The organism is Pseudomonas onubensis (assembly GCF_965653655.1).
Taxonomy (GTDB): Bacteria; Pseudomonadota; Gammaproteobacteria; order Pseudomonadales; family Pseudomonadaceae; genus Aquipseudomonas.
Genome location: NZ_CBFHAZ010000063.1, coordinates 16828 through 37772, shown reverse-complemented (window position 1 = coordinate 37772; position 20945 = coordinate 16828). Strand labels below are relative to the sequence as shown.

20 protein-coding genes and 2 pseudogenes are annotated in these 20945 nt (G+C 60.8%); 15 read left to right on the top strand and 7 right to left on the bottom strand.

Annotated features, from left to right (window positions below):
* Positions 1-118: 118 nt before the first annotated feature.
* Positions 119-1525 carry an amino acid permease gene (locus ACTD9P_RS19430; protein WP_438868965.1) on the top strand — a complete coding sequence of 469 codons (1407 nt, stop codon included), beginning with the start codon at positions 119-121 and terminating at the stop codon, positions 1523-1525.
* Here ACTD9P_RS19430 and ACTD9P_RS19425 read toward each other — a convergent pair.
* Entirely contained in the window at positions 1471-2361 is an 891-nt protein-coding gene (locus tag ACTD9P_RS19425) for a LysR family transcriptional regulator (protein WP_438868963.1), read from the bottom strand. The genes ACTD9P_RS19430 and ACTD9P_RS19425 overlap by 55 nt on opposite strands.
* Before the next feature lie 183 nt (positions 2362-2544).
* Between ACTD9P_RS19425 and ACTD9P_RS19420 the strand changes: the two genes are divergently transcribed.
* From ACTD9P_RS19420 to ACTD9P_RS19400, 5 genes are all read left to right on the top strand, one after another.
* Positions 2545-3309 (top strand): sulfite exporter TauE/SafE family protein, encoded by a 765-nt coding sequence (locus tag ACTD9P_RS19420; protein WP_438868962.1) that lies wholly within the window; start codon positions 2545-2547, stop codon positions 3307-3309.
* Positions 3310-3432: 123 nt separating this feature from the next.
* On the top strand, positions 3433-4023 hold the full coding sequence (gene mdaB, locus ACTD9P_RS19415; protein WP_438868961.1) for an NADPH:quinone oxidoreductase MdaB: 591 nt from the start codon (positions 3433-3435) through the stop codon (positions 4021-4023).
* 30 nt (positions 4024-4053) lie between these two features.
* A complete protein-coding gene (locus ACTD9P_RS19410; RefSeq protein ID WP_438868960.1) occupies positions 4054-4950 on the top strand; it encodes a LysR substrate-binding domain-containing protein in 897 nt (298 codons plus the stop codon).
* Positions 4951-5053: 103 nt separating this feature from the next.
* On the top strand, positions 5054-5947 hold the full coding sequence (locus tag ACTD9P_RS19405; RefSeq protein WP_438868959.1) for an NAD-dependent epimerase/dehydratase family protein: 894 nt from the start codon (positions 5054-5056) through the stop codon (positions 5945-5947).
* A 202-nt stretch (positions 5948-6149) separates the two neighbouring features.
* A complete protein-coding gene (locus tag ACTD9P_RS19400) occupies positions 6150-7595 on the top strand; it encodes a SulP family inorganic anion transporter (protein WP_438868958.1) in 1446 nt (481 codons plus the stop codon).
* A gap of 3 nt (positions 7596-7598) precedes the next feature.
* Here the strand turns inward: ACTD9P_RS19400 and ACTD9P_RS19395 are convergent, their stop codons facing one another.
* The gene (locus tag ACTD9P_RS19395) at positions 7599-7991 is read right to left on the bottom strand and encodes a lysozyme inhibitor LprI family protein (RefSeq protein WP_200432528.1); all 393 of its coding nucleotides are present in this window, start codon (positions 7989-7991) and stop codon (positions 7599-7601) included.
* Positions 7992-8238: 247 nt separating this feature from the next.
* Between ACTD9P_RS19395 and ACTD9P_RS19390 the strand changes: the two genes are divergently transcribed.
* The 4 genes from ACTD9P_RS19390 to ACTD9P_RS19375 are packed head-to-tail and all read left to right on the top strand — an operon-like array spanning position 8239 to position 12352.
* Positions 8239-9588: a GntT/GntP/DsdX family permease gene (locus ACTD9P_RS19390; RefSeq protein ID WP_438868957.1), complete on the top strand. Its 1350-nt coding sequence runs from the start codon at positions 8239-8241 to the stop codon at positions 9586-9588.
* A gap of 40 nt (positions 9589-9628) precedes the next feature.
* Positions 9629-10489: a MurR/RpiR family transcriptional regulator gene (locus ACTD9P_RS19385; RefSeq protein WP_438868956.1), complete on the top strand. Its 861-nt coding sequence runs from the start codon at positions 9629-9631 to the stop codon at positions 10487-10489.
* A gap of 1 nt (position 10490) precedes the next feature.
* Entirely contained in the window at positions 10491-11954 is a 1464-nt protein-coding gene (locus ACTD9P_RS19380; RefSeq protein ID WP_438868955.1) for an N-acyl-D-amino-acid deacylase family protein, read from the top strand.
* A 29-nt stretch (positions 11955-11983) separates the two neighbouring features.
* The gene (locus ACTD9P_RS19375; protein WP_438868954.1) at positions 11984-12352 is read left to right on the top strand and encodes a glyoxalase superfamily protein; all 369 of its coding nucleotides are present in this window, start codon (positions 11984-11986) and stop codon (positions 12350-12352) included.
* Between the two features lie 204 nt (positions 12353-12556).
* Here ACTD9P_RS19375 and ACTD9P_RS19370 read toward each other — a convergent pair.
* Both ACTD9P_RS19370 and ACTD9P_RS19365 read right to left on the bottom strand, forming a co-directional pair.
* A pseudogene (locus ACTD9P_RS19370) lies at positions 12557-13150 on the bottom strand (methyl-accepting chemotaxis protein); the annotation flags it as partial.
* A gap of 261 nt (positions 13151-13411) precedes the next feature.
* A pseudogene (locus ACTD9P_RS19365) lies at positions 13412-14476 on the bottom strand (methyl-accepting chemotaxis protein); the annotation flags it as partial.
* A 264-nt stretch (positions 14477-14740) separates the two neighbouring features.
* On the opposite strand from ACTD9P_RS19365, the gene bamJ reads away from it, so the two are divergent.
* Complete coding sequence (gene bamJ, locus ACTD9P_RS19360) at positions 14741-15358, top strand: BamJ family beta-barrel-assembly machinery protein (RefSeq protein WP_438868953.1); 618 nt, start codon at positions 14741-14743, stop codon at positions 15356-15358.
* Between the two features lie 153 nt (positions 15359-15511).
* On the opposite strand, the gene ACTD9P_RS19355 is transcribed toward bamJ, so the two are convergent.
* The 3 genes from ACTD9P_RS19355 to ACTD9P_RS19345 form a co-directional block, all read right to left on the bottom strand.
* On the bottom strand, positions 15512-15769 hold the full coding sequence (locus ACTD9P_RS19355) for a PA4570 family protein (protein WP_438868952.1): 258 nt from the start codon (positions 15767-15769) through the stop codon (positions 15512-15514).
* Between the two features lie 160 nt (positions 15770-15929).
* Complete coding sequence (locus ACTD9P_RS19350; protein ID WP_438868951.1) at positions 15930-16271, bottom strand: zinc ribbon domain-containing protein YjdM; 342 nt, start codon at positions 16269-16271, stop codon at positions 15930-15932.
* 205 nt (positions 16272-16476) lie between these two features.
* Positions 16477-17445 carry a polyprenyl synthetase family protein gene (locus ACTD9P_RS19345; protein WP_005791318.1) on the bottom strand — a complete coding sequence of 323 codons (969 nt, stop codon included), beginning with the start codon at positions 17443-17445 and terminating at the stop codon, positions 16477-16479.
* Between the two features lie 239 nt (positions 17446-17684).
* On the opposite strand from ACTD9P_RS19345, the gene rplU reads away from it, so the two are divergent.
* The 4 genes from rplU to proB all read left to right on the top strand — a co-directional run bounded on the left by rplU (position 17685) and on the right by proB (position 20938).
* Positions 17685-17999, top strand: a complete 315-nt coding sequence (gene rplU, locus ACTD9P_RS19340) for a 50S ribosomal protein L21 (RefSeq protein WP_007950961.1) — start codon at positions 17685-17687, stop codon at positions 17997-17999.
* A 34-nt stretch (positions 18000-18033) separates the two neighbouring features.
* A complete protein-coding gene (gene rpmA / locus ACTD9P_RS19335; protein ID WP_003176049.1) occupies positions 18034-18291 on the top strand; it encodes a 50S ribosomal protein L27 in 258 nt (85 codons plus the stop codon).
* A gap of 193 nt (positions 18292-18484) precedes the next feature.
* Positions 18485-19708 carry an Obg family GTPase CgtA gene (gene cgtA / locus ACTD9P_RS19330; protein ID WP_016976186.1) on the top strand — a complete coding sequence of 408 codons (1224 nt, stop codon included), beginning with the start codon at positions 18485-18487 and terminating at the stop codon, positions 19706-19708.
* A 111-nt stretch (positions 19709-19819) separates the two neighbouring features.
* Entirely contained in the window at positions 19820-20938 is a 1119-nt protein-coding gene (gene proB, locus ACTD9P_RS19325) for a glutamate 5-kinase (RefSeq protein WP_026013771.1), read from the top strand.
* Positions 20939-20945 lie beyond the last annotated feature (7 nt).

Sequence of the window (20945 nt, the reverse complement as noted above, 5' to 3'; positions counted from 1 at the left end):
GTGGATCAGCGAGCAAATGCATTAACTGACACACCGCATTCGCGAGCAAGCCCGCTCCCACAGGGGATCTGCGTCAATATCCAAACAGTGCAATCACAATAATAAAGGGGCACACCACGTGACCACGCCAGACAGCGGCTTTACAGAGATCACCCATCGCGAACTGGGCCTGAGGCGCCAGCTCACTTGCGGCCAGATGAGCATGATCGCCATCGGTGGCGCCATCGGCACCGGGCTGTTCATGGGCAGCGCCTACGCCATCGGTTATGCCGGGCCGAGTGTGCTGGTGAGTTACGCCATCGGTGCGTTGATCACCTTATTGCTGATGGGCTGCCTGGCGGAGATGACCGTGGCGCACTCCACCTCGGGCTCGTTCGGCGCCTATGCCGAGTTCTACATCAGCCCGCTGGCCGGGTTTCTGGTGCGTTATGCCTACTGGGCGGCGATTGTGCTGGCAGTGGGCGCCGAGGTCACGGCGGTGGCGATGTACATGAAGTACTGGTTCGCCAACGTGCCGGAGTGGGTGTGGATCGTGTCGTTTTCCAGTGTGCTGATTTTGCTCAATGCCATCAGCGTAAAGACCTTCGGCAACTTCGAATACTGGTTCTCGACCATCAAGATCACCGCGATCGTGGGCTTCATCATCCTCGCGGTGTACGTGGTGTTCGGCTCCGGCAACCCTGCCTATGGCGTGCAGAACTACACGGCCCACGACGGGTTTTTCCCCCATGGGTTGAGCGGCATGTGGATCGCGGTGATCGTGTCGATCTTCAGCTACCTCAGCGTGGAAATGATCGCGGTGGCCGCCGGTGAAGCCGCCGACCCGGAGCAGGCGGTGAAGAAAGCCTTTCGCGCCACCATCGTGCGGTTGGTGGTGTTTTACCTGCTGACGCTCGCGTTGATGCTCGCCATCGTGCCGTGGAACCAGGCCGGCCAGACCCAGAGCCCGTTTGTCACGGTGATGCAGACCATCGGCATTCCCGGCGCCACCGGGGTGATGAATTTCGTGATCCTGATCGCGGCGTTGTCGGCGATGAACAGCCAGCTCTATATCACCACGCGCATGATGTTCAGCCTGTCGCGTGCAGGCTTTGCGCCCAAGTCCATGGGCGCCTTGAGCAAGAGCGGCATTCCGCTGAATGCGTTGCTGCTGTCCAGCTCCGGGATTGCCCTGGCGACCTTGCTGAACGTGGTGTACCCGGAAAGCTCGTTCACCTTGATGATGGCGATTTCGATGTTTGGCGCGATCTTCACCTGGTTCATGATCTTCCTCACGCACCTGTTTTTCCGCCGTTATCGCAAGCGCCATGGCGGGCCGAAGCTGTCGTTCCAGCTGCGCCTGTTTCCCTACAGCACGCTGCTGGGGCTGGTGCTGATGGGCGCGGTGATGATCACCACGTACTTCACCGAGGCCTTCAAGATGACGCTGGTGTTTGGCGTGCCATTCCTGCTGATTCTGTCGGCGGTGTATTACGGGTTTTTCCGCAAGGGCAGGGCCAAGGCGTCGAACAAGGCTTTGGCGTAACCCGGCAACTGCTCGAAGGAGCGGGCGCATAACAGCAGTTTGCGACAGGCCCAGTCTTCGCTCAGGGGTTGGGCCTTGAGGCGGTTTTCCATTGGCCAGCGCTCCAAGGCGGCCTGGGGCACGATACCCAGGCCGGCGCCGCCGGCGACCATGCGGATCAACCCATCAAAACCCTCGGCGCGAATGCGGGTTTGCAGGCGAAAGCCTGCGTGCAGCGCCTGTTCTTCCAGGTACACCGAGAGGGCGCTGTGGGCGGTCAGGCCGACGTAATCGTATTGCAGGCTGTCGATGAAATTCGCCGTCGCCAACGGATGATCGAGGGGCATGATCAGCACCAGCGGGTCATCGCGAAACGGCAGGGTCTGCAAGCCGTGGGTGTCCACCGCATCGGAGATAATCCCCAGGTCTGCTGTGCCCTGGCGCAAGGCTTGGGTAATGCGCAGGCTCGGCAGCTCTTGCAGGTCGATATCGAGGTTGGGGTGTTCGCGCAAAAAATCCGCCAGCAGCTCCGGCAGGTATTCGCTCAGGGCGGTGGTGTTGCACAGCAGGCGCACCTGGCCTTTGATGCCCTGGGCGTATTCGGCCAGGTCTTGTTGCAGGTGCTCGGCCTGTTGCAACAGCAGGCGGGCGTGACGGGCCAAGGCTTTGCCGGCGGGTGTCGGGGTGACGCCACGGCGGTTACGTTCGAGTAGCTCGATGCCCAGTGATGCTTCCATCGCGCGGATGCGCGCGCTGGCGGCGGCCAGGGACAAGTGGCTGCGCGCCGCGCCGGCGGTGATGTTGCCGGTGTCGAGGGTGTGCAGGTAGAGGCGCAGGTCGATCAGGTCAAAGTGCATGGCTGGGGCTCTTCGGTGACTGGACTGGCGCCTTCGCGAGCAAGCCCGCTCCCACATTGGAATGCATTTCAAATGTGGGAGCGGGCTTGCTCGCGAAGAGGCCCTCAGCCTCACACAAAACAAGAGGCTGCCTCAGTATATGGCGAATTTCCATAATCGCTTTAACGCCACACAATTACCCCCATGACTACCTTCCTGACGTTCTACCAAAACCTCGGCCCTGCCTTGACCCTGCTGGTAATCGGCACCTTCCTGCTGGCCGGCACCGTCAAAGGCGTGATCGGCCTGGGCCTGCCCACCGTGGCCATGGGCATGCTCGGCCTGGCTATGCTCCCGGCGCAGGCTGCGGCATTGCTGATCATCCCTTCAACCGTCACCAACCTCTGGCAACTGGCGTTCGGTGGCCACTTGAGCGCCTTGCTCAAACGCCTATGGGCAATGCTGTTGCTGATTGTCCTCGGCACCGGGCTCGGCACGTTGTGGCTGGGCATGGACGGCGGGCACTGGGTGGTGCGCGCATTAGGCGGCGCCTTGCTGCTGTACGCGTTAAGTGGCTTGTTCTTGCCGACCTTCAAGGTGAAACCTCGAACCGAGCGTTGGCTTGGCCCGTTGTGCGGTCTGGTCACCGGCCTTATCACGTCGGCTACGGGTGTGTTCGTAATTCCGGCCGTGCCCTATCTGCAAGCCCTGGGTTTGAACCGCGATCAATTGGTGCAGGCGCTGGGCTTGGCATTCACCGCTTCCACCCTGGCGTTGGCCGCTGCGCTGACCTGGCGTGGCACCTTGGGCGGTGGCGAAGTCAGCGCCTCGCTACTTGCACTGGTGCCCGCACTGCTGGGCATGTGGCTGGGCCAGGTGTTGCGCCAGCGCATCAGTGCGGTGCTGTTCAAGCGAGTGTTTTTTATCGGCATGGCGCTGCTGGGCGGTCATCTGCTGATTGGCGATTAGAGCAATAGTTGGCTTGTTATTCGTGCGTTTTGGTCAAATGTATTTTGCCGCATTGCGGCTTATTCCAAGGGTTGAATGTCGATAGCCTGCCGGCAGCCATTTTCAACCCTTTGGAATCCCACCATGAAAAAAGTCCTCCTGCTCAACGGCGGCAAGAAATTCGCCCACTCCGACGGCCGCTATAACACCACCTTGCATGACGCCGCCGTGGCCGTGCTCGACCGTGCCGGCATCGACGTCAAAGTGACCCATATCGACGAAGGCTATGATGTGGCCGAAGAAGTCGCCAAGTTCCTCTGGGCCGATGTGGTCATCTACCAGATGCCCGGCTGGTGGATGGGCGCGCCGTGGATCGTCAAGAAGTACATCGACGAAGTCTTCACCGAAGGCCACGGCAGCCTGTATGCCAGCGACGGCCGCACCCGTTCCGATGCATCGCAGAAATACGGCAGCGGCGGCCTGATCCAGGGCAAGCAGTACATGCTGTCGCTGACCTGGAACGCACCGCAGCAAGCCTTCGACGACCCTACCGACTTCTTCGAAGCCAAAGGCGTGGACGCCGTGTACTTCCCGTTCCACAAGGCCAACGAGTTCCTCGGCATGACCGGCCTGCCGACCTTCCTGTGTGTGGACGTGATGAAACGCCCAGCCATCGAAGCCGATGTGGCGCGCTACGAGCAGCATCTGGCGCAGGTGTTCAATTTCTCGGTGTAAGCTGCCAGCAACCGATAAAGAGGACAGCCAGTGAAAGCCCGATCCGATGAGCTACAGATCTTCGTCAGCGTGATTGAGTGCGGCTCGATTTCGGCGGCTGCGGAGCAGGTCGGGCAGACGCCGTCGGCAGTCAGCCGCACCTTGTCGCGCCTGGAAGCCAAGCTCGACACCACGTTGATCAACCGCACCACGCGGCGTATGGACCTGACCGAAGAGGGCAAGTATTTTTTCGAGCAGGCCAAGGTGATCCTGGCGCAGATGGACGAGCTTGAAGAGCGCCTGTCGTCGCGCCAGAAGAACCCGTCCGGGCGCCTGCGCATCAATGCGGCCGTGCCGTTCATGCTGCATGGGATCGTGCCGTACATTGCCGAGTTTCGCCGTCTCTACCCGGATATCCAGCTGGAGCTGAACAGCGATGACCTGATCATCGACCTGCTGGAGCAAAGCACCGACATTGCCATCCGCATCGGTGCCCTGGCCGACTCGACCCTGCATGCGCGCTCACTGGGCTGCACGCCGCTGCATGTTCTCGCCAGCCCCGACTACCTCAAGCAATTCGGCACGCCGAAGACGGTGGCCGAGTTGGCCGACCATACGCTGCTGGGCTTTACCCAGACCGAAACCCTCAACCACTGGCCGCTGCGCCACGTGGAAGGCGACCGCTGGCTGATCCAGCCGAGCATTGCCGCCTCCAGCGGCGAAACCGTGCGCCAGTTGGCGCTGGAAGGGCAGGGCATTTGCTGCCTGTCGAACTTCATGACCATCGCCGATATCGATGCCGGCCGCCTGGTGCCGGTGCTGGAAGCCTTCAACAGCGGCTATCGCCAGCCGATCCACGCGGTGTTCTACCGTAACTCGCAGTTGGCGCTGCGCATCCAGTGCTTCCTGGATTTCATTCAAACCAAGCTTGCGCGGTATGCCTGCTGATTCGTGACCTGTGCGCAAGATTGAATTGGGCAACATGGGCTTATTCGGCAGGAATGAGTCCTTGATACTGGGCCCATCACTTACCCAGTCAGGAGCAACCTCCATGAACGTATTCATCACCGGCGCAGCAGGTTTTATCGGCGGCTCCATCGCCACCGGCCTGGTCAAGGCCGGCCACACCGTCACCGGCCTGGTGCGCAGCGCCGAGCAAGCGGCTGAAATGACGGCCCTGGGTATTACGCCCGTGATCGGCACATTGGATGACGCTGACGTGTTGACCGCACAGGCTTCTAAAGCTGATGCGGTGATCAATGCCGCCAGCAGCGACCATCGCGCTGCCGTCGAAACCTTGCTGGCGGCCTTGAAAGGTTCGAACAAGCCGTTCCTGCACACCAGCGGTTCGAGCATTGTCGGTGATGCGTCGGGCGGTAAATCCAGCGATGTCATCTACGTTGAAGACAACCTGCCGGAGCCGACCGTCGACAAGGCCGCGCGCGTGGCCATCGACAACCTGATGCTGGCAGCCGCCAAAGACGGCGTGAACTCGGCAGTCATCTGCAATACCTTGATCTACGGCCACAGCCTGGGCGTGAAGCGTGACAGCGTGCAATTGCCACGACTGCTCAAACAGGCGCGTAAGAGCGGCGTGGTGCGCCATGTGGGCACTGGCCAGAACATTTGGTCCAACGTACACATTGAAGACGTGGTGGCCCTGTATCTGCTGGCCTTGACCAAGAACGTTCCGGGCACGTTCTACTTTGTGGAAAGCAGCGAAGCGGCGTTTGTCGACATGACCACCGCGATTGCCCAGGCACTGAACCTGGGCGAGCCGCAGGACTGGCCATTGGCCGAGGCTGAGGCCGAGTGGGGCTATGAAATGGCCAACTATGGCCTGGGTTCCAACAGCCGGGTGCGTGGCAAACATGCGCGTGAATTGCTGGGCTGGGCGCCGAAGCGCACGTCGGTGGTGGAGTGGATTCGCAACGAGATGGTGTGATGGCTTAGCACTGCGGCGCGCCCTTCGCGAGCAAGCCCGCTCCCACACTGACCGCGTTCCAGCTTTGGAATGCAGTCAAATGTGGGAGCGGGCTTGCTCGCGAAGGGTGCCACTCGGTCTACCTGACTGACACTTTACTGGCCCCACCCGCCGCAATTCCGTACCATCCCCCGCCATATCCCTCGCTACTCCCTGGTACCTCATGAACCTCACCCGTCTGCGCGCCGACGCCCTGGCCGGCCTCACCACGTCTTTCGCGCTGCTGCCCGAATGCATCGCCTTTGCCCTGGTGGCTCACCTCAACCCGCTGATGGGCCTCTACGGCGCCTTTATCATCTGCACGCTCACCGCCTTGTTCGGCGGCCGGCCGGGCATGGTCTCGGGCGCGGCGGGCTCGATGGCAGTGGTGATCGTGGCGCTGGTGGTGCAACACGGCGTGGAGTATCTGCTCGCAACGGTGCTGCTGGGCGGGCTGATCATGGTTGCGTTTGGCCTGTTACGCCTGGGCAAACTGGTGCGCATGGTGCCGCACTCGGTGATGCTCGGGTTCGTCAACGGCCTGGCGATCATCATTGCGCTGGCACAGTTGGAACATTTCAAAAGCGGTGAAACCTGGCTGAGCGGCACGCCGTTGTACGTGATGACCGGGCTGGTGGCGGCAACCATGGCGATTGTCTACCTGTTGCCACGCCTGACCCGCGCCGTGCCGCCCGCGCTGGTGGCGATTTTGGGCGTCGGGCTGGCGGTGTACTTGTTGGGCTTGCCAACCCGCACGTTGGGCGACATGGCCCACATCGCCGGCGGCCTGCCGACCTTTGCGTTGCCACAGATCCCGTGGAGCCTGGAAACCCTCGGCATCATCGCGCCTTATGCGTTCCTGATGGCGATGGTTGGCCTCTTGGAAACCCTGCTGACCCTGAACCTCACCGACGAAATCACCGAAACACGTGGTTACCCCGACCGCGAAAGCGTGGCCTTGGGCGCGGCGAATATGGTCTCGGGCCTGTTTGGTGGCATGGGCGGTTGCGCGATGATCGGGCAAACCGTGATCAACTTAAGCTCCGGCGGGCGCGGGCGTTTCTCCGGGGTGTTTGCCGGGGTGATGATCCTGTTGTTCATTCTGTTTCTGTCGCCGCTGATCGAGCGCATTCCGCTGGCGGCGCTGGTGGGGGTGATGTTCGTGGTGTCCCAGCAGACCTTCGCTTGGGCGTCGCTGCGGGTGATCAACAAGGTGCCGGTCAACGACGTGTTGGTGATTATTGCGGTAACGGTGATTACCGTGTTCACCGACCTGGCCACTGCCGTGCTGTGCGGCATCGTGATTGCGGCGCTGAACTTCGCCTGGCAACAGGCCCGTGAGTTGTATGCCGATGAGCATCTGGAAGCGGATGGCAGCAAGCTGTATCGCCTGCACGGCACGTTGTTCTTCGCCTCGACCACGCCGTTTTTGAGCCAGTTCGACCCGGCCAACGACCCGGCCCAGGTGACGCTCGATTGCCGTCACCTGAGCTTTGTCGACTACTCAGCCATTGCTGCGCTGATGACCCTGCGCGAGCGCTATACCAAGGCCGGCAAGCACTTGCGGGTGCTGCATTTGTCGGAGCGCTGCAAGAAGCTGCTCAAGCGCGCGAAGGTTCATCACGACTGACGATCACGGCCCGACCAGGTCTTCCAGCTCCTGGGCGCGGGTCTGGGTCATGTCCAGCAGGCAGCCGGAGCCATTGACCTGATCAATGGTGCCGCCGGTGGCTGAGCCCGCAAAGCCGCAATTGGCGTCGCGGAATTTGATCCACAGGCGCTGAACGTCCTGCAATTGCTGTTTACGTGCTCCTTCCTGGGCGGCGAGGGCAGTTTTATAGGCCTTGTTCAGGCGCTCATCCTGCACCTTGGCTTCCTTGGCGTTGCAATTGACCATGTCGGCGGTGGTGTTGGCGCCGTCCATGCATTTCTTCAAGGCCGCGTTGTCGCTGGCCGAGGCGCTGCCGCAAAAGGCCAGCAGCAGTGCGCTGGCGGCGAAAGGAACAAGCAGGGTCTTGCGCTTCATTCTTGGTTTTCCTGGTTGTGGATAGGCCTGTCATCTGAGACTCGGCCCTGGCAACTGAGTTTCCGCACGCAAAAAACTTCATGTAAGAACACCCCCCGAATTTTCATCGACTGGCGTTGGGCATGTCCCAAAGCGACAGCGCTTATCTGTGGGCGAAAATTACTTTCATAAAATTTGAAAATTAAACCCGGTAATGATTTATGAGTTTCACAACCAATTCGACGTGACCCTTTCCAAGGAGTACCGCATGGCCGCACCACTGGGCTTTGGGCTGTTGGCATACGCTGCCATCGCCATCATTGCATTGATCGTGCTGATTGCACGTTACCGACTCAACCCGTTTATCGTCATCACGCTGGTGTCTATCGGCCTGGCCTTGATGGCCGGTATGCCGGCGGACACTATCATGGGCTCGTATGAGGCGGGCGTCGGCAAGACCCTTGGGCATATCGCCCTGGTGGTGGCGTTGGGCACCATGCTCGGCAAGATGATGGCCGAATCCGGCGGTGCCGAGCAGGTGGCGCGCACGCTGATCAACCGTTTCGGCGAGCGCAACGCGCATTGGGCGATGGTGTGTATCGCGTTCCTGGTGGGGCTGCCGCTGTTTTTCGAGGTCGGTTTTGTATTGCTGGTGCCGATCGCCTTTACCGTGGCGCGGCGGGTGGGCGTGTCGATCCTGATGGTCGGCTTGCCGATGGTCGCCGGTCTGTCGGTGGTACACGCGCTGGTTCCGCCGCACCCGGCGGCGATGATGGCGGTGCTGGCGTATAACGCCTCGGTGGGGCAGACCGTGCTGTATGCGATTCTGATCGGCATTCCTACCGCGATCATCGCCGGTCCCGTGTACGCCAAGTTCATCGTGCCGCGTATTCACCTGCCGGCGGAAAACCCACTGGAACGCCAGTTTATCGAGCGCGAGCCGCGTACCCGCTTGCCAAGTTTTGCCCTGACTATGGGCACCATCCTGCTTCCGGTGGTGCTGATGATGATCGGCGGTTGGGCCAACGTGATTTCCACTCCGGGCACAGGCTTCAACCAATTCCTGCTGTTTATCGGCAACTCGGTGATCGCGCTGCTGGTCGCCACGCTGGTGAGTTTCTGGACCCTGGGTTTGGCCCAGGGTTTCAACCGCGAAGCGATCCTCAAGTTCACCAATGAATGCCTGGCGCCGACCGCCAGTATCACCTTGCTGGTGGGCGCGGGCGGCGGCTTGAACCGCATCCTGGTGGACGCGGGCGTGACCAATGAAATTCTCGGCCTGGCGCATGCCTTTCACCTGTCGCCGCTGGTGATGGGCTGGCTGTTTGCCGCGTTGATGCGCATCGCCACCGGCTCGGCCACTGTGGCCATGACCACCGCCTCCGGTGTGGTCGCGCCCGTCGCCATGGGCCTGGGTTATCCACACCCTGAACTGCTGGTGCTGGCGACCGGCGCGGGCTCGGTGATCTTTTCCCACGTAAACGACGGCGGCTTCTGGCTGATCAAGGAATACTTCAATATGACGGTGATCCAGACCTTCAAGACCTGGACCGTGTTGGAGACTTTGATTTCGGTGGTTGCATTCGGTCTCACCTATGGCCTGTCTCTTGTTTTATAAGCCTTGTTTTATAAGCCTCATTTTGTAAGCCGGAGCCGTCATGGACATCCTCTACCAGATCCGCGCCCGTCAGGATTCGTTCAGCGCCGGTGAAGGCCGTATCGCCAAGCTGATGCTCGATGACGTGGGCTTTGCGGCGTCGGCCAGCCTGGAAGCGTTGTCGCAACGGGCCGAGGTCAGCACGGCAACCTTGTCGCGTTTTGCCCGCAGCGTCGGCTGCCGTGATTTACGTGATTTGCGCCTGCAACTGGCCCAGGCCAGTGGCGTGGGCAGTCGCTTCCTCGACCCGGCCGGGTTGCCGGAGCAGTCGGCGTTTCACCGGCAGATTCTGGGCGATATCGAAGCGACGTTGCGTCAGCACCTGTCGGGGTTTAACCAGGCCAGTTTCGTTGATGCGGTCGGCCTGTTGGGCAAGGCGCGGATGGTTCACGCGTTCGGCATGGGCGGCCCATCGAGCCTGTGCAGCGACGAATTGCAGGTGCGCCTGGTGCGGCTGGGCTACCCGATTGCCGCCAGCCATGACCCGGTGATGATGCGGGTCACGGCGGCCACGTTAGGCCCGGAGCAGGTGCTGATCGTGTGCTCGCTCACCGGGCTGACGCCAGAACTGTTGGACGTTGTGAAACTGGCGCGTAGCTACGATGCCCCCATCATCGCCATCACCCTGGCCGACTCACCCCTGGCCGAATTGGCGGATGTATTACTGCCGCTGCAACCGGCCGAAACCAGTTTTATCTACAAGCCCACCGCGGCGCGCTACGGCATGCTGTTGGCCATCGACCTGCTTGCGACCGAGCTGGCACTGGCCCTGCCGGACGACAACCAGGAACGCCTGCGCCGGATCAAGCTGGCCCTCGACGATTATCGCGGCGGCCCTGACAGCCTGCCGCTTGGAGACTGATATGAAGTACGACACGCTGATCCGCCAGGCGCTGATCATTGATGGCAGCAATACGCCGGGCTATGTCGCCGATGTGGGGCTGCGCGCCGGGCGCATCGAGACGATCGGCGATTTGTCGAACGCAACCGGCGAGCATGAAGTCGATGCCAGTGGCCGCGTATTGGCGCCGGGTTTTATCGACGTGCACACCCACGATGACACGGTGGTGATCCGCCACCCGCAGATGCTGCCCAAGCTCAGCCAGGGCGTGACCACGGTGATTGTCGGCAACTGCGGCATCAGCGCATCGCCGGTGAGTTTACGTAGCGATCCGCCGGACCCGATGAACCTGCTGGGGTCGCGTGAGGCATTCGCCTATCCACGTTTTGCCGACTATCGTGCGGCGGTGGAAAGTGCTCATCCGGCAGTCAACGTTGCCGCCTTGATCGGCCACACCGCCTTGCGCAGCAACCATATGGACGACCTGCACCGCACCGCCACGCCCGGCGAAATTACCGCCATGCGCGTGCAGTTGCAGGAGAGTTTGCAGGCGGGTGCCCTCGGTTTATCCACAGGCCTGGCCTACGCCAGCGCGTTCAATGCCGAGACTGACGAAGTGCTGCAACTCAGTGAAGAGCTCACGGCGTTTGGTGCGGTGTACACCACGCATTTGCGCAGCGAATTCGAACCGGTGCTGGAGGCGATGGACGAGGCGTTTCTGATTGGCCGACATGCGCAGGCACCGGTGATCATTTCCCACCTCAAGTGTGCCGGTGCGGGCAATTGGGGGCGCAGCCCGCAACTGTTGGCATCGTTGGAGTTGGCAGCGAAAACCCATCCGGTCGGGTGTGATTGCTATCCCTATGCCGCCAGCTCGTCGACGCTGGATTTGAAGCAGGTCACTGACGCGTTTCGTATCACTATTACCTGGTCAACACCGCACCCGGAGGTCGGCGGGCGCGACTTGCAGGACATCGCGGCCGAGTGGGATGTTTCGCTGATGGATGCGGCACGTCGCCTGCAACCGGCAGGGGCGGTGTACTACGGGATGGATGAGGCGGATGTGCGACGGATTTTGGCGCATCCGTTGTCGATGGTGGGCTCGGATGGCTTGCCGGAAGACCCGTTTCCTCATCCGCGTTTGTGGGGCGCGTTTCCACGGGTGTTGGGGCATTTCAGCCGGGATGTAGGGTTATTTCCACTGCACACGGCGGTGCACAAGATGACCGGGTTGTCGGCGGCGCGTTTTGGCCTGGCCGAGCGTGGAGAAATTCGTGAAGGGCACTGGGCCGACCTGGTGTTGTTCGATCCGGTGCGGGTGCGTGATGTGGCGGATTTCAAAGAGCCGCAGCGCGCCGCCGAGGGGATTGATGGCGTATGGGTCAATGGCGTGCTGAGTTATAGCGATGGGCAGGCCAATGGGCAGCGGCCGGGGCTGTTCCTCGCGCGCAACGGGGATTTGCGTGGCGGTTTTTCGTCTCTATAGTGGGCGCATTCATACACAGAGCGGTTGCCATGCACTTAGGAAAAGTCACCCCGATTTTGCGGATCTTCGACGAGGCCAAGGCGTTGGAGTTCTACGTCAACTTCCTGGGGTTCAAGGTGGATTGGCAGCACCGCTTTGAGGCGAATTTCCCGTTGTATCTACAGGTGTCGCTGGGCGAATGCGTGCTGCATTTGTCCGAACACCATGGCGATGCTTCGCCGGGCTCGGCGGTGCGGATTCAGGCGCAAGGCGTGGACGACTACCAGCAGCAGTTGCTGGCCAAGGACTACCGGTATGCCAAGCCTGGGGTTGAAGAAACACCTTGGGGCTCGCGGGAGATGAGCATCAAGGACCCGTTTGGGAATCGGCTGGTGTTTGTTGAGGAAGGCGAGGGCTGAGGTCCAAGGGACTCAGGGCAAGCCGAGTATGTCTAAGTTTGCCAGTGGCGAGGGAGCTTGCTCCCGTTGGGCTGCGCAGCAGCCCCAAGGCATTCACCGCGCTCCCAACTTAAAATATCGATCAACTTCAGTAGGGGCCGCTGCGCGACCCAACGGGAGCAAGCTCCCTCGCCACAGAGATTGTGCGTAGTCAGCGTTGGGTTTTTACACCCGGAAATGACTGACCATCTGCTGCAACTGGCTGCCCAAACGCGCCAGTTCCACGCTCGATTTAGCCGTCTCATCACTCGCCGTAGCCGTCTGCTCCGACACATCGCGCACGTTCACAATGCTGCGGCTGATCTCTTCAGCCACGGCGCTCTGTTGCTCGGCGGCCGCTGCAATCTGCTGGTTCATCGACTGGATGTTCGACACGGTACGCGTGATGTTTTCCAGCGATACACCGGCCTTGCGCGTCAGCTCGACGCTGCTATCGGTAAGGCTGCGGCTGTTGTTCATCACCGTGGCCACTTGCTGGGTGCCGTTCTGCAAACCGGCGACCAAGCCTTCGATTTCCTCGGTGGATTTTTGTGTGCGCTGGGCCAGGCCTCGCACTTCGTCGGCCACCACGGCAAAGCCACGACCGGCTTCACCGGCACGCGCCGCTTCAATCGCCGCGTTGAGCGCCAACAGGTTGGTCTGCTCGGCCACGGCCTTGATCACGTCCATCACGCTGCCGATCTTGTTGCTCTCTTGCTGCAGGTGCGTCATGGCGTCGGTGGAGCGCGCCACTTCGGCGGCCAGGCGTTCGATCTGGGCGATGGCCTCGGCCACCACTTTGTCGCCGGCGCGGGCTTGACCATCGGCGTCGGCGGCGGCCAGGGACGCTTGCTCGGCGTTGCGCGCGACTTCCTGCACGGTGGCGGTCATCTCATGCATCGCAGTGGCGACTTGATCGGTTTCGATTTTCTGGCTGTTCACGCCGGCACTGGTCTGCTCGGTCACGGCCGACAGCTCTTCGGCGGCACTGGCGATCTGGGTAACGCCGTCGCGAATGCCGCTGATCAGTTCGCGCAGGGTGGTGCCCATGCGCTGGATACCTTGCTGCAATACGCCGAGTTCATCGCGGCGGGTCACCTGGATGTTGTGGCTCAGGTCACCGGAAGCGATGCGTTCCACCACGGCCAGGGTGTCCTGGATCGGGCGAGTGATCTGGCGGGTGATGACCAGCGCCGCGATGATGCCGACCAGCAACGCCAGCAAGGTGCTGATCAATTGCAGGCTGCGGGCCTGGGTGCTTTCGGCGTCGCGGCGGTCGAGTTGAATGTCGTAGAGCTTGTCGCTGATGGTGACGATATCGGCACCCTGGGTGGTCATTTCGGCGCGCGCAGTGACGATATTGGCGTTGGCGGCCTTGTAGCTTTGTACGGCGCTGCGATAGGCACCGAGTGCGGTTTCCAGCGACGTCAGCGCGCTTTGTTGGCTGGTGCCAAACGCGGTGCTCAGGCTTTTCAAACCAGCGACGGCTTTTTCGATTTGTGCAGCGGCGCGGGCTTCGGTTTCTGCACTGGGGGAGTTGGTGTAGCCACGCACATCATAGCGCGCCAGTTGGAACTCTTGCTTGGCGTGCGACACGGCCTGGTACTGGGCGAAACGCTCCGGGCTGTCGGGCGCTTGCTGTACGCTGGCTTCGAGTGCGTCGATCTGCCCGTTGGCGATGTCGGCCTTGTCGCCCATCACTTGGCGTGCGGCGTTGCCGTTACGGTAGGCCTCACGCATTTTGTTCAGCGACTGCTGGTAAGCCGTGATAACGGCTTTCTGGTCGGTGAGCAGCTTGAGGTTTTCCGGGCTCTTGAAGCTGTCCAGCAGTTTCTGTTGCTGGGCAGTGAAGGCGTCGAGGCTGGTCTGGACGTTCTGTGCCACGGCTTCGTCGCCATTGGCGAGCATGTATTGCAGGCGCACGATGCGCAGCTTGGTCAGGGACGCGTTGAGCTGGGTGATGTCGCTCATCCAGTTGCTACGGTCAATCAAGCCGCCCAGGCTGGTCCAGCCGGTCAGGGCCAGGATCGAGGTGAGGACCAGCACCAGGCCAAAGCCCAGGCCGAGTTTGAGGTTGACGCTGATGTTGCCGAACCAGCTATTCATCGAATGCTCCGCAAGAATGATGTATGTCTGCTGGACGGTGTTGTTGTTTGAGCCAGCCAAAGTTTGTAGCGCTGTATCGGCGGCGGGGGATGATTCTGAAATACATTTCTTACGGGTGCGACGAAGGGTCGCTACTGCAAGGTTGGATCCTCTTAAGGCGGCAGCCGGGGGGCTGATCAGAGGCGGCTCTTGTGTGCTAGTCTGCGGGCCCTTTTAGTTCTGGATGGCACGGGAAACCGTGCTGCCCTACAGCGGAGCCTCTTCATGTCCGAAGTTAATCTGTCCACCGACGAAACCCGCGTCAGCTACGGTATCGGCCGTCAGTTGGGCGACCAACTGCGCGACAACCCGCCACCAGGCGTGAGCATCGACGCCATCCTGGCCGGCCTGACCGATGCGTTCGACGGCAAGCCAAGCCGTGTTGACCAAGAGCAAATGGCGGCCAGCTTCAAAGTGATCCGTGAAATCATGCAAGCCGAAGCGGCTGCCAAGGCAGAAGCGGCTGCTGGCGCTGGCCTGGAGTTCCTGGCTGAAAACGCCAAGCGTGATGGCATCACCACCCTGGCTTCCGGCCTGCAATTTGAAGTGCTGACTGCAGGTAGCGGCGCCAAGCCGAGCCGTGAAGACCAAGTGCGTACTCACTACCACGGCACCCTGATCGACGGCACTGTGTTCGACAGCTCCTACGAGCGCGGTGAGCCTGCAGAATTCCCGGTAGGCGGCGTGATCGCCGGCTGGACCGAAGCCCTGCAATTGATGAATGCCGGCAGCAAATGGCGCCTGTACGTGCCGAGCGAACTGGCTTATGGCGCTCAAGGTGTTGGCAGCATCCCGCCGCACAGCGTTCTGGTGTTCGACGTTGAGCTGCTCGACGTTCTGTAATACCCGCTGAGTTCTATGGGTGTTGGGCTTGTGTGGGAGCGGGCTTGCTCGCGAATGCGGTAGTTCAGATACACATTCAGTGACTGACACACCGCTTTCGCGAGCAAGCCCGCTCCCACATAAAGCCCGCACCTGCGGATTCTGCGTGATGGTTCATGGATGAAACTTACCCTGCAACTCTGTCGCCGGGCGCAACGCTCGGGCATAGCAAAACAGAAACAAGTTACGCACCACCTCTTTCAGCACGCCGGGTTCACTTGAGCTCAGGCCGTTCACGTCCAGGTCGCCCTGGTCCTGCAGTTCGCTCAACGCTTCTTCCTCCAGCACCGCACAGACTTCGCCGGTTTCCCGGTGCAGGATCCGCAGGTAAGGGTGTGGGCGGTCCAGCCAGGCATCTATCAAATAAGTCATGGTCGTTCTCCTTGATAAAGTTTCAATGAGAATAATTCTTATTCGTAGAATAGCAAGTGCCTATTGGCGGTTTCCTGGTTTTTCTGTGTGGATATTGAGACAGGTCAGCGCAGAGGGCAAAACGCCACCCCGCGGCGGGCACGGGATGGATGCAGCAGGTTCAGACTTTGCGCACGAACTCGGACTTGAGTTTCATCGGGCCGATACCGTCGATCTTGCAATCGATATCGTGATCGCCGTCGCACAGGCGGATGTTCTTGGCCTTGGTGCCGACTTTGACCACCAGGGACGTGCCCTTGACCTTGAGGTCCTTGATCACGGTGATGGTGTCGCCGTTTTGCAGGACATTGCCCACAGAGTCTTTCTTCACGGTTTCGTCGCCCGCCACTTCGGCCTCGCCATTGGCGGACCACTCGTGGGCGCATTCCGGGCAGATCAGCTGGGCGCCGTCTTCGTAGGTGTACTCGGAATTGCATTTCGGGCAGGGTGGCAACGTGCTCACTAAAGCTCCTTTAGAGTCAGGATGGCTAAAAGTCGCACATTATATAGGGTTTTGTGGTTGCAGCGGGCAGCGAGTTGCTAATGGGGTCTAAATGTGGGAGCGGGCTTGCTCGCGAAGGCGTCGGGTCAGTAATACTTTCGGTGACTGACACTCCGCATTCGCGAGCAAGCCCGCTCCCACACAAGCCTGCGCTCGCAGATATTGCTCAGTGCGTACGGGCTACCGCAAACTCGCTCAGCTCAACCAGGGCATCCCGGTATTCGCTGGCTGGCAGGGCTTCGAGGCACTGGATGGCACGGGCCACGTAGTCACGCGCCAGCTGTGCGGTGTATTCCAGCGAACCCGAGGCTTCTACCGCTGCACGGATAGCTTCGAGGTCTTCGATCCCGCCTTTCTGGATCGCCTTGCGCACCAGGGCGGCCTGTTCCGGCGTGCCTTCGCGCATGGTGTAAATCAGCGGCAGGGTCGGCTTACCCTCGGCCAGGTCGTCACCGACGTTCTTGCCCAGGGTCTCGGCGTCGCCCTTATAGTCGAGCAGGTCGTCCACCAGCTGGAAGGCCACGCCCAGGTGATCACCAAAGGTGCGCAGGGCTTCGGCCTGTTCGGCCGTTGCGCCACACAGGGCGGCGGCGCTGTGGGTCGAGGCTTCGAAGAGCATCGCGGTTTTGCCGCGAATCACTTCCATGTAGGTTTCTTCAGTGGTGCTGGCGTCGCGGACCTTCGACAGCTGCAACACTTCGCCTTCGGCGATGATGCGCGTGGCTTGTGAAAGAATCTTCATCACCGGCATCGAGCCCAGTTCGACCATCATTTCGAACGAGCGCGAATACAGGAAGTCGCCTACCAGTACGCTGGGGGCATTGCCCCACATCGCATTGGCCGTCTCGCGGCCACGGCGCATACCGGACATGTCGACCACGTCGTCATGCAGCAGGGTGGCGGTGTGCAGGAATTCGATGGTGGCGGCCAGCAGGCGCAGGTCATCGCCTTCGCGGCCCAGGGCCTTGCCACACAGCAACACTAATAAAGGACGCAGGCGTTTACCGCCCGCCGACGTAATGTAGTCGCCAATTTTGGAGACCAGCGGCACTTTAGACGTCAGCTGCTGCTTGATGATGCCGTCGACGGCGCTAAAATCGTCCGCGACCGCGCGGTAGAAAGCTTGGGGTTGCATCAGCGACAGTCGCTCCAGAAGGGTTGCGCGGCATGCTAGGACCCTGACCCCCGGGTGTCAAGGCGCGATAGACGGCCACTTGCAACACCCATTTACCTTGCGTACAATCGCGCACCCTGAACTTCCTGGGCAGCACCTGCCTTACGCAATTGCATTCGGGACGTCCATCCCATGCAGCCATGCCAGCCAATACCTTTTCTTATAAAGCGCTGGGTGAGCAGGATTATCGGAGAAATACCATGTCGTACGCAGTAATTGTTACTGGTGGCAAGCAATACAAGGTCGCCCCAGGTGAATACCTGAAGATCGAAAAACTGGAAGTCGCTACTGGCGAATCCGTTACCTTTGATCGCGTTCTGTTGGTCGCTAATGGCGATGACGTGAACATCGGCGCTCCAGTTGTTGCTGGCGCTACCGTTGTGGCTGAAGTGATCTCCCAAGGTCGTCACGATAAAGTCCGCATCATCAAGTTCCGTCGTCGTAAGCATCACATGAAGCGTATGGGCCACCGCCAGTGGTACACCGAGATCAAAATCACCGGTATTCAGGCTTAATTTCAGCCTAATTCCTCACTAGGAGAATTGACTCATGGCACACAAAAAAGCTGGTGGTAGTACCCGTAACGGTCGCGACTCAGAAGCCAAACGCCTTGGCGTTAAGATGTATGGCGGCCAGAAAATCATTCCGGGCAACATCATCGTGCGTCAGCGCGGCACCCAATTCCACGCCGGTTACGGTGTTGGCATGGGTAAAGATCACACCCTCTTCGCTAAAATCGAAGGCGTGATCAAGTTTGAAGTAAAAGGCGCGTTCAACCGCCGTTACGTGAGCGTTGTCGCCGCTTAATTGCGCGATCGCTGGAAAAGCCCTGTCTCGCGACGGGGCTTTTTCGTTTGTGGAGTGAGTCTCTTGCAAAGCTGTTTGTGATGGGCTCAGGCGCTGGATGTGCGGTCGTTTTCTGAGGTCGCTGCGCTCATTTTTGCAAGAGTCTTATGTCTTGGTTTCTTAAGCTCGTCCATGCGACGAGAGGCGTTTTGTTATGAAGTTCGTTGATGAAGTTTCCATCCGAGTAAAAGCAGGCGACGGCGGTAACGGTTGCATGAGTTTCCGTCGCGAAAAATTCATCGAAAACGGTGGCCCAAACGGCGGTGACGGCGGTGACGGCGGTTCCATCTACATGATGGCCGACGAAAACCTCAACACCCTGGTCGACTATCGTTACACCCGGCACTTCGATGCCGAGCGTGGCTCCAACGGCGGCAGCACCGACTGCACCGGTAAAAAAGGTGAAGACCTGGTGCTGCGCGTACCGGTCGGCACCACGATCATCGATTCCGCTACCCAGGAAGTGATTGGCGACCTGACCAAAGCCGGCCAGAAGCTGATGGTTGTGCAGGGCGGCTGGCACGGCCTGGGTAACACCCGATTCAAGTCCAGTACCAACCGTGCGCCACGCCAGACCACGCCGGGCAAGCCTGGCGAGCAGCGTGACCTCAAGCTGGAGATGAAAGTGCTGGCGGACGTGGGCCTGTTGGGCTTGCCGAACGCCGGTAAAAGTACCTTCATCCGTTCGGTCTCGGCTGCCAAGCCGAAAGTTGCCGACTACCCGTTCACCACCCTGGTGCCAAACCTGGGCGTGGTCAGCGTAGACCGCTGGAAAAGCTTCGTGATCGCCGATATTCCTGGCTTGATCGAGGGGGCTTCCGACGGTGCTGGCCTGGGGATTCGCTTCCTCAAGCACTTGTCGCGTACCCGTTTGCTGCTGCACCTCGTCGACATGGCGCCGCTGGATGACACCAGCGCACCGGACGCCGCCGAAGTGATCGTCAGCGAGCTGACCAAGTTCAGCCCGGCCCTGGCCGAGCGTGACCGCTGGCTGGTGCTGAACAAGTGCGACCAGATCCTCGAAGAAGAGCACGAAGAGCGCGTCAAGGAAATCGTTGATCGCCTGGAGTGGGAAGGCCCGGTCTACGTGATCTCGGCCATCGCCAAAGAAGGCACCGAGCGCCTGACCCGCGACATTATGCGCTACCTCGAAGACCGTGCCGACCGCCTGGCGGCCGACCCGGTCTTCAAGGCCGAACTCGCCGAGCTCGACCAGCAGATCGAAGACGAAGCCCGCGCCCAGTTGCAGGCCCTGGACGACCAGCGTGCTCTGCGCCGCAGCGGCGTGAAGTCGGTCCATGACATCGGCGACGACGATTGGGACGAAGAAGACGTGGATGATGAAGACGGTCCGGAAATCATTTACGTGCGCGACTGATTCGTTGCAGTAAACTTGAACGCCGCTCCCTATGGAGCGGCGTTTTAGTATCCGGGTATAACGTTATGGGGCGCGCTGGGTCGCGCGGCCCTCACTCTAAGGTTGAAGATGATGCGGAGCAAAGTGACAGGTGCGCAGCGCTGGGTCGTAAAGATCGGAAGTGCGCTGCTGACGGCGGATGGCAAAGGTCTGGATCGCGCAGCCATGAGCGTCTGGGTCGAGCAGATGGTGGCCTTGCATGAGGCCGGTGTTGAGTTGGTGCTGGTGTCGTCCGGGGCAGTTGCCGCCGGGATGAGCCGCCTCGGCTGGACCGCGCGACCCAGCGCGATGCACGAACTGCAAGCCGCCGCCGCCATCGGCCAGATGGGCCTGGTGCAAGCCTGGGAATCGAGCTTTGCCGAGCACGGCCGCCACACGGCGCAGATCCTGCTGACCCACGACGACCTGTCTGACCGCAAGCGTTACCTCAATGCCCGCAGCACTTTGCGTGCGCTGGTTGAGCTCAAGGTCATCCCGGTGATCAACGAGAACGACACGGTGGTCACCGACGAAATCCGCTTCGGCGACAACGACACCTTGGCAGCGCTCGTGGCCAACCTGGTGGAAGCCGACCTGCTGGTGATCCTCACCGACCGCGACGGCATGTTCGACGCCGACCCGCGTAACAACCCCGACGCCCAGCTTATTTATGAGGCGCGCGCCGATGACCCGGCGCTGGACGCCGTGGCCGGCAGTGTCGGCGGTGCATTGGGCCGTGGCGGCATGCAGACCAAGCTGCGAGCTGCTCGCCTGGCCGCACGTTCCGGCGCGCACACCATCATCGTCGGTGGGCGCCTGGAGCGTGTGCTGGACCGCCTCAAGGCCGGTGAGCGCATCGGTACGCTGCTGTCGCCGGAACGCGGCATGCTCGCGGCGCGCAAACAATGGCTGGCCGGTCATCTGCAAACCCGGGGCACGCTGGTTCTGGACGACGGCGCTGTGTCTGCCTTGTCCCAAGGCAACAAGAGCCTGCTGCCGGTCGGCGTCAAGCTGGTGCAGGGCAGTTTCCGCCGTGGCGAGATGGTGGTGTGTGTGGCGCCCGATGGTCGCGAGATCGCCCGTGGCCTGGCCAACTACAGCGCACTGGAAGCGCAGAAGATTATTGGACAATCGTCCGACGCGATTGTCGGACTCTTGGGTTACATGGCCGAACCGGAACTGGTTCACCGCGATAACCTGATCCTGGTCTGAATAAAGG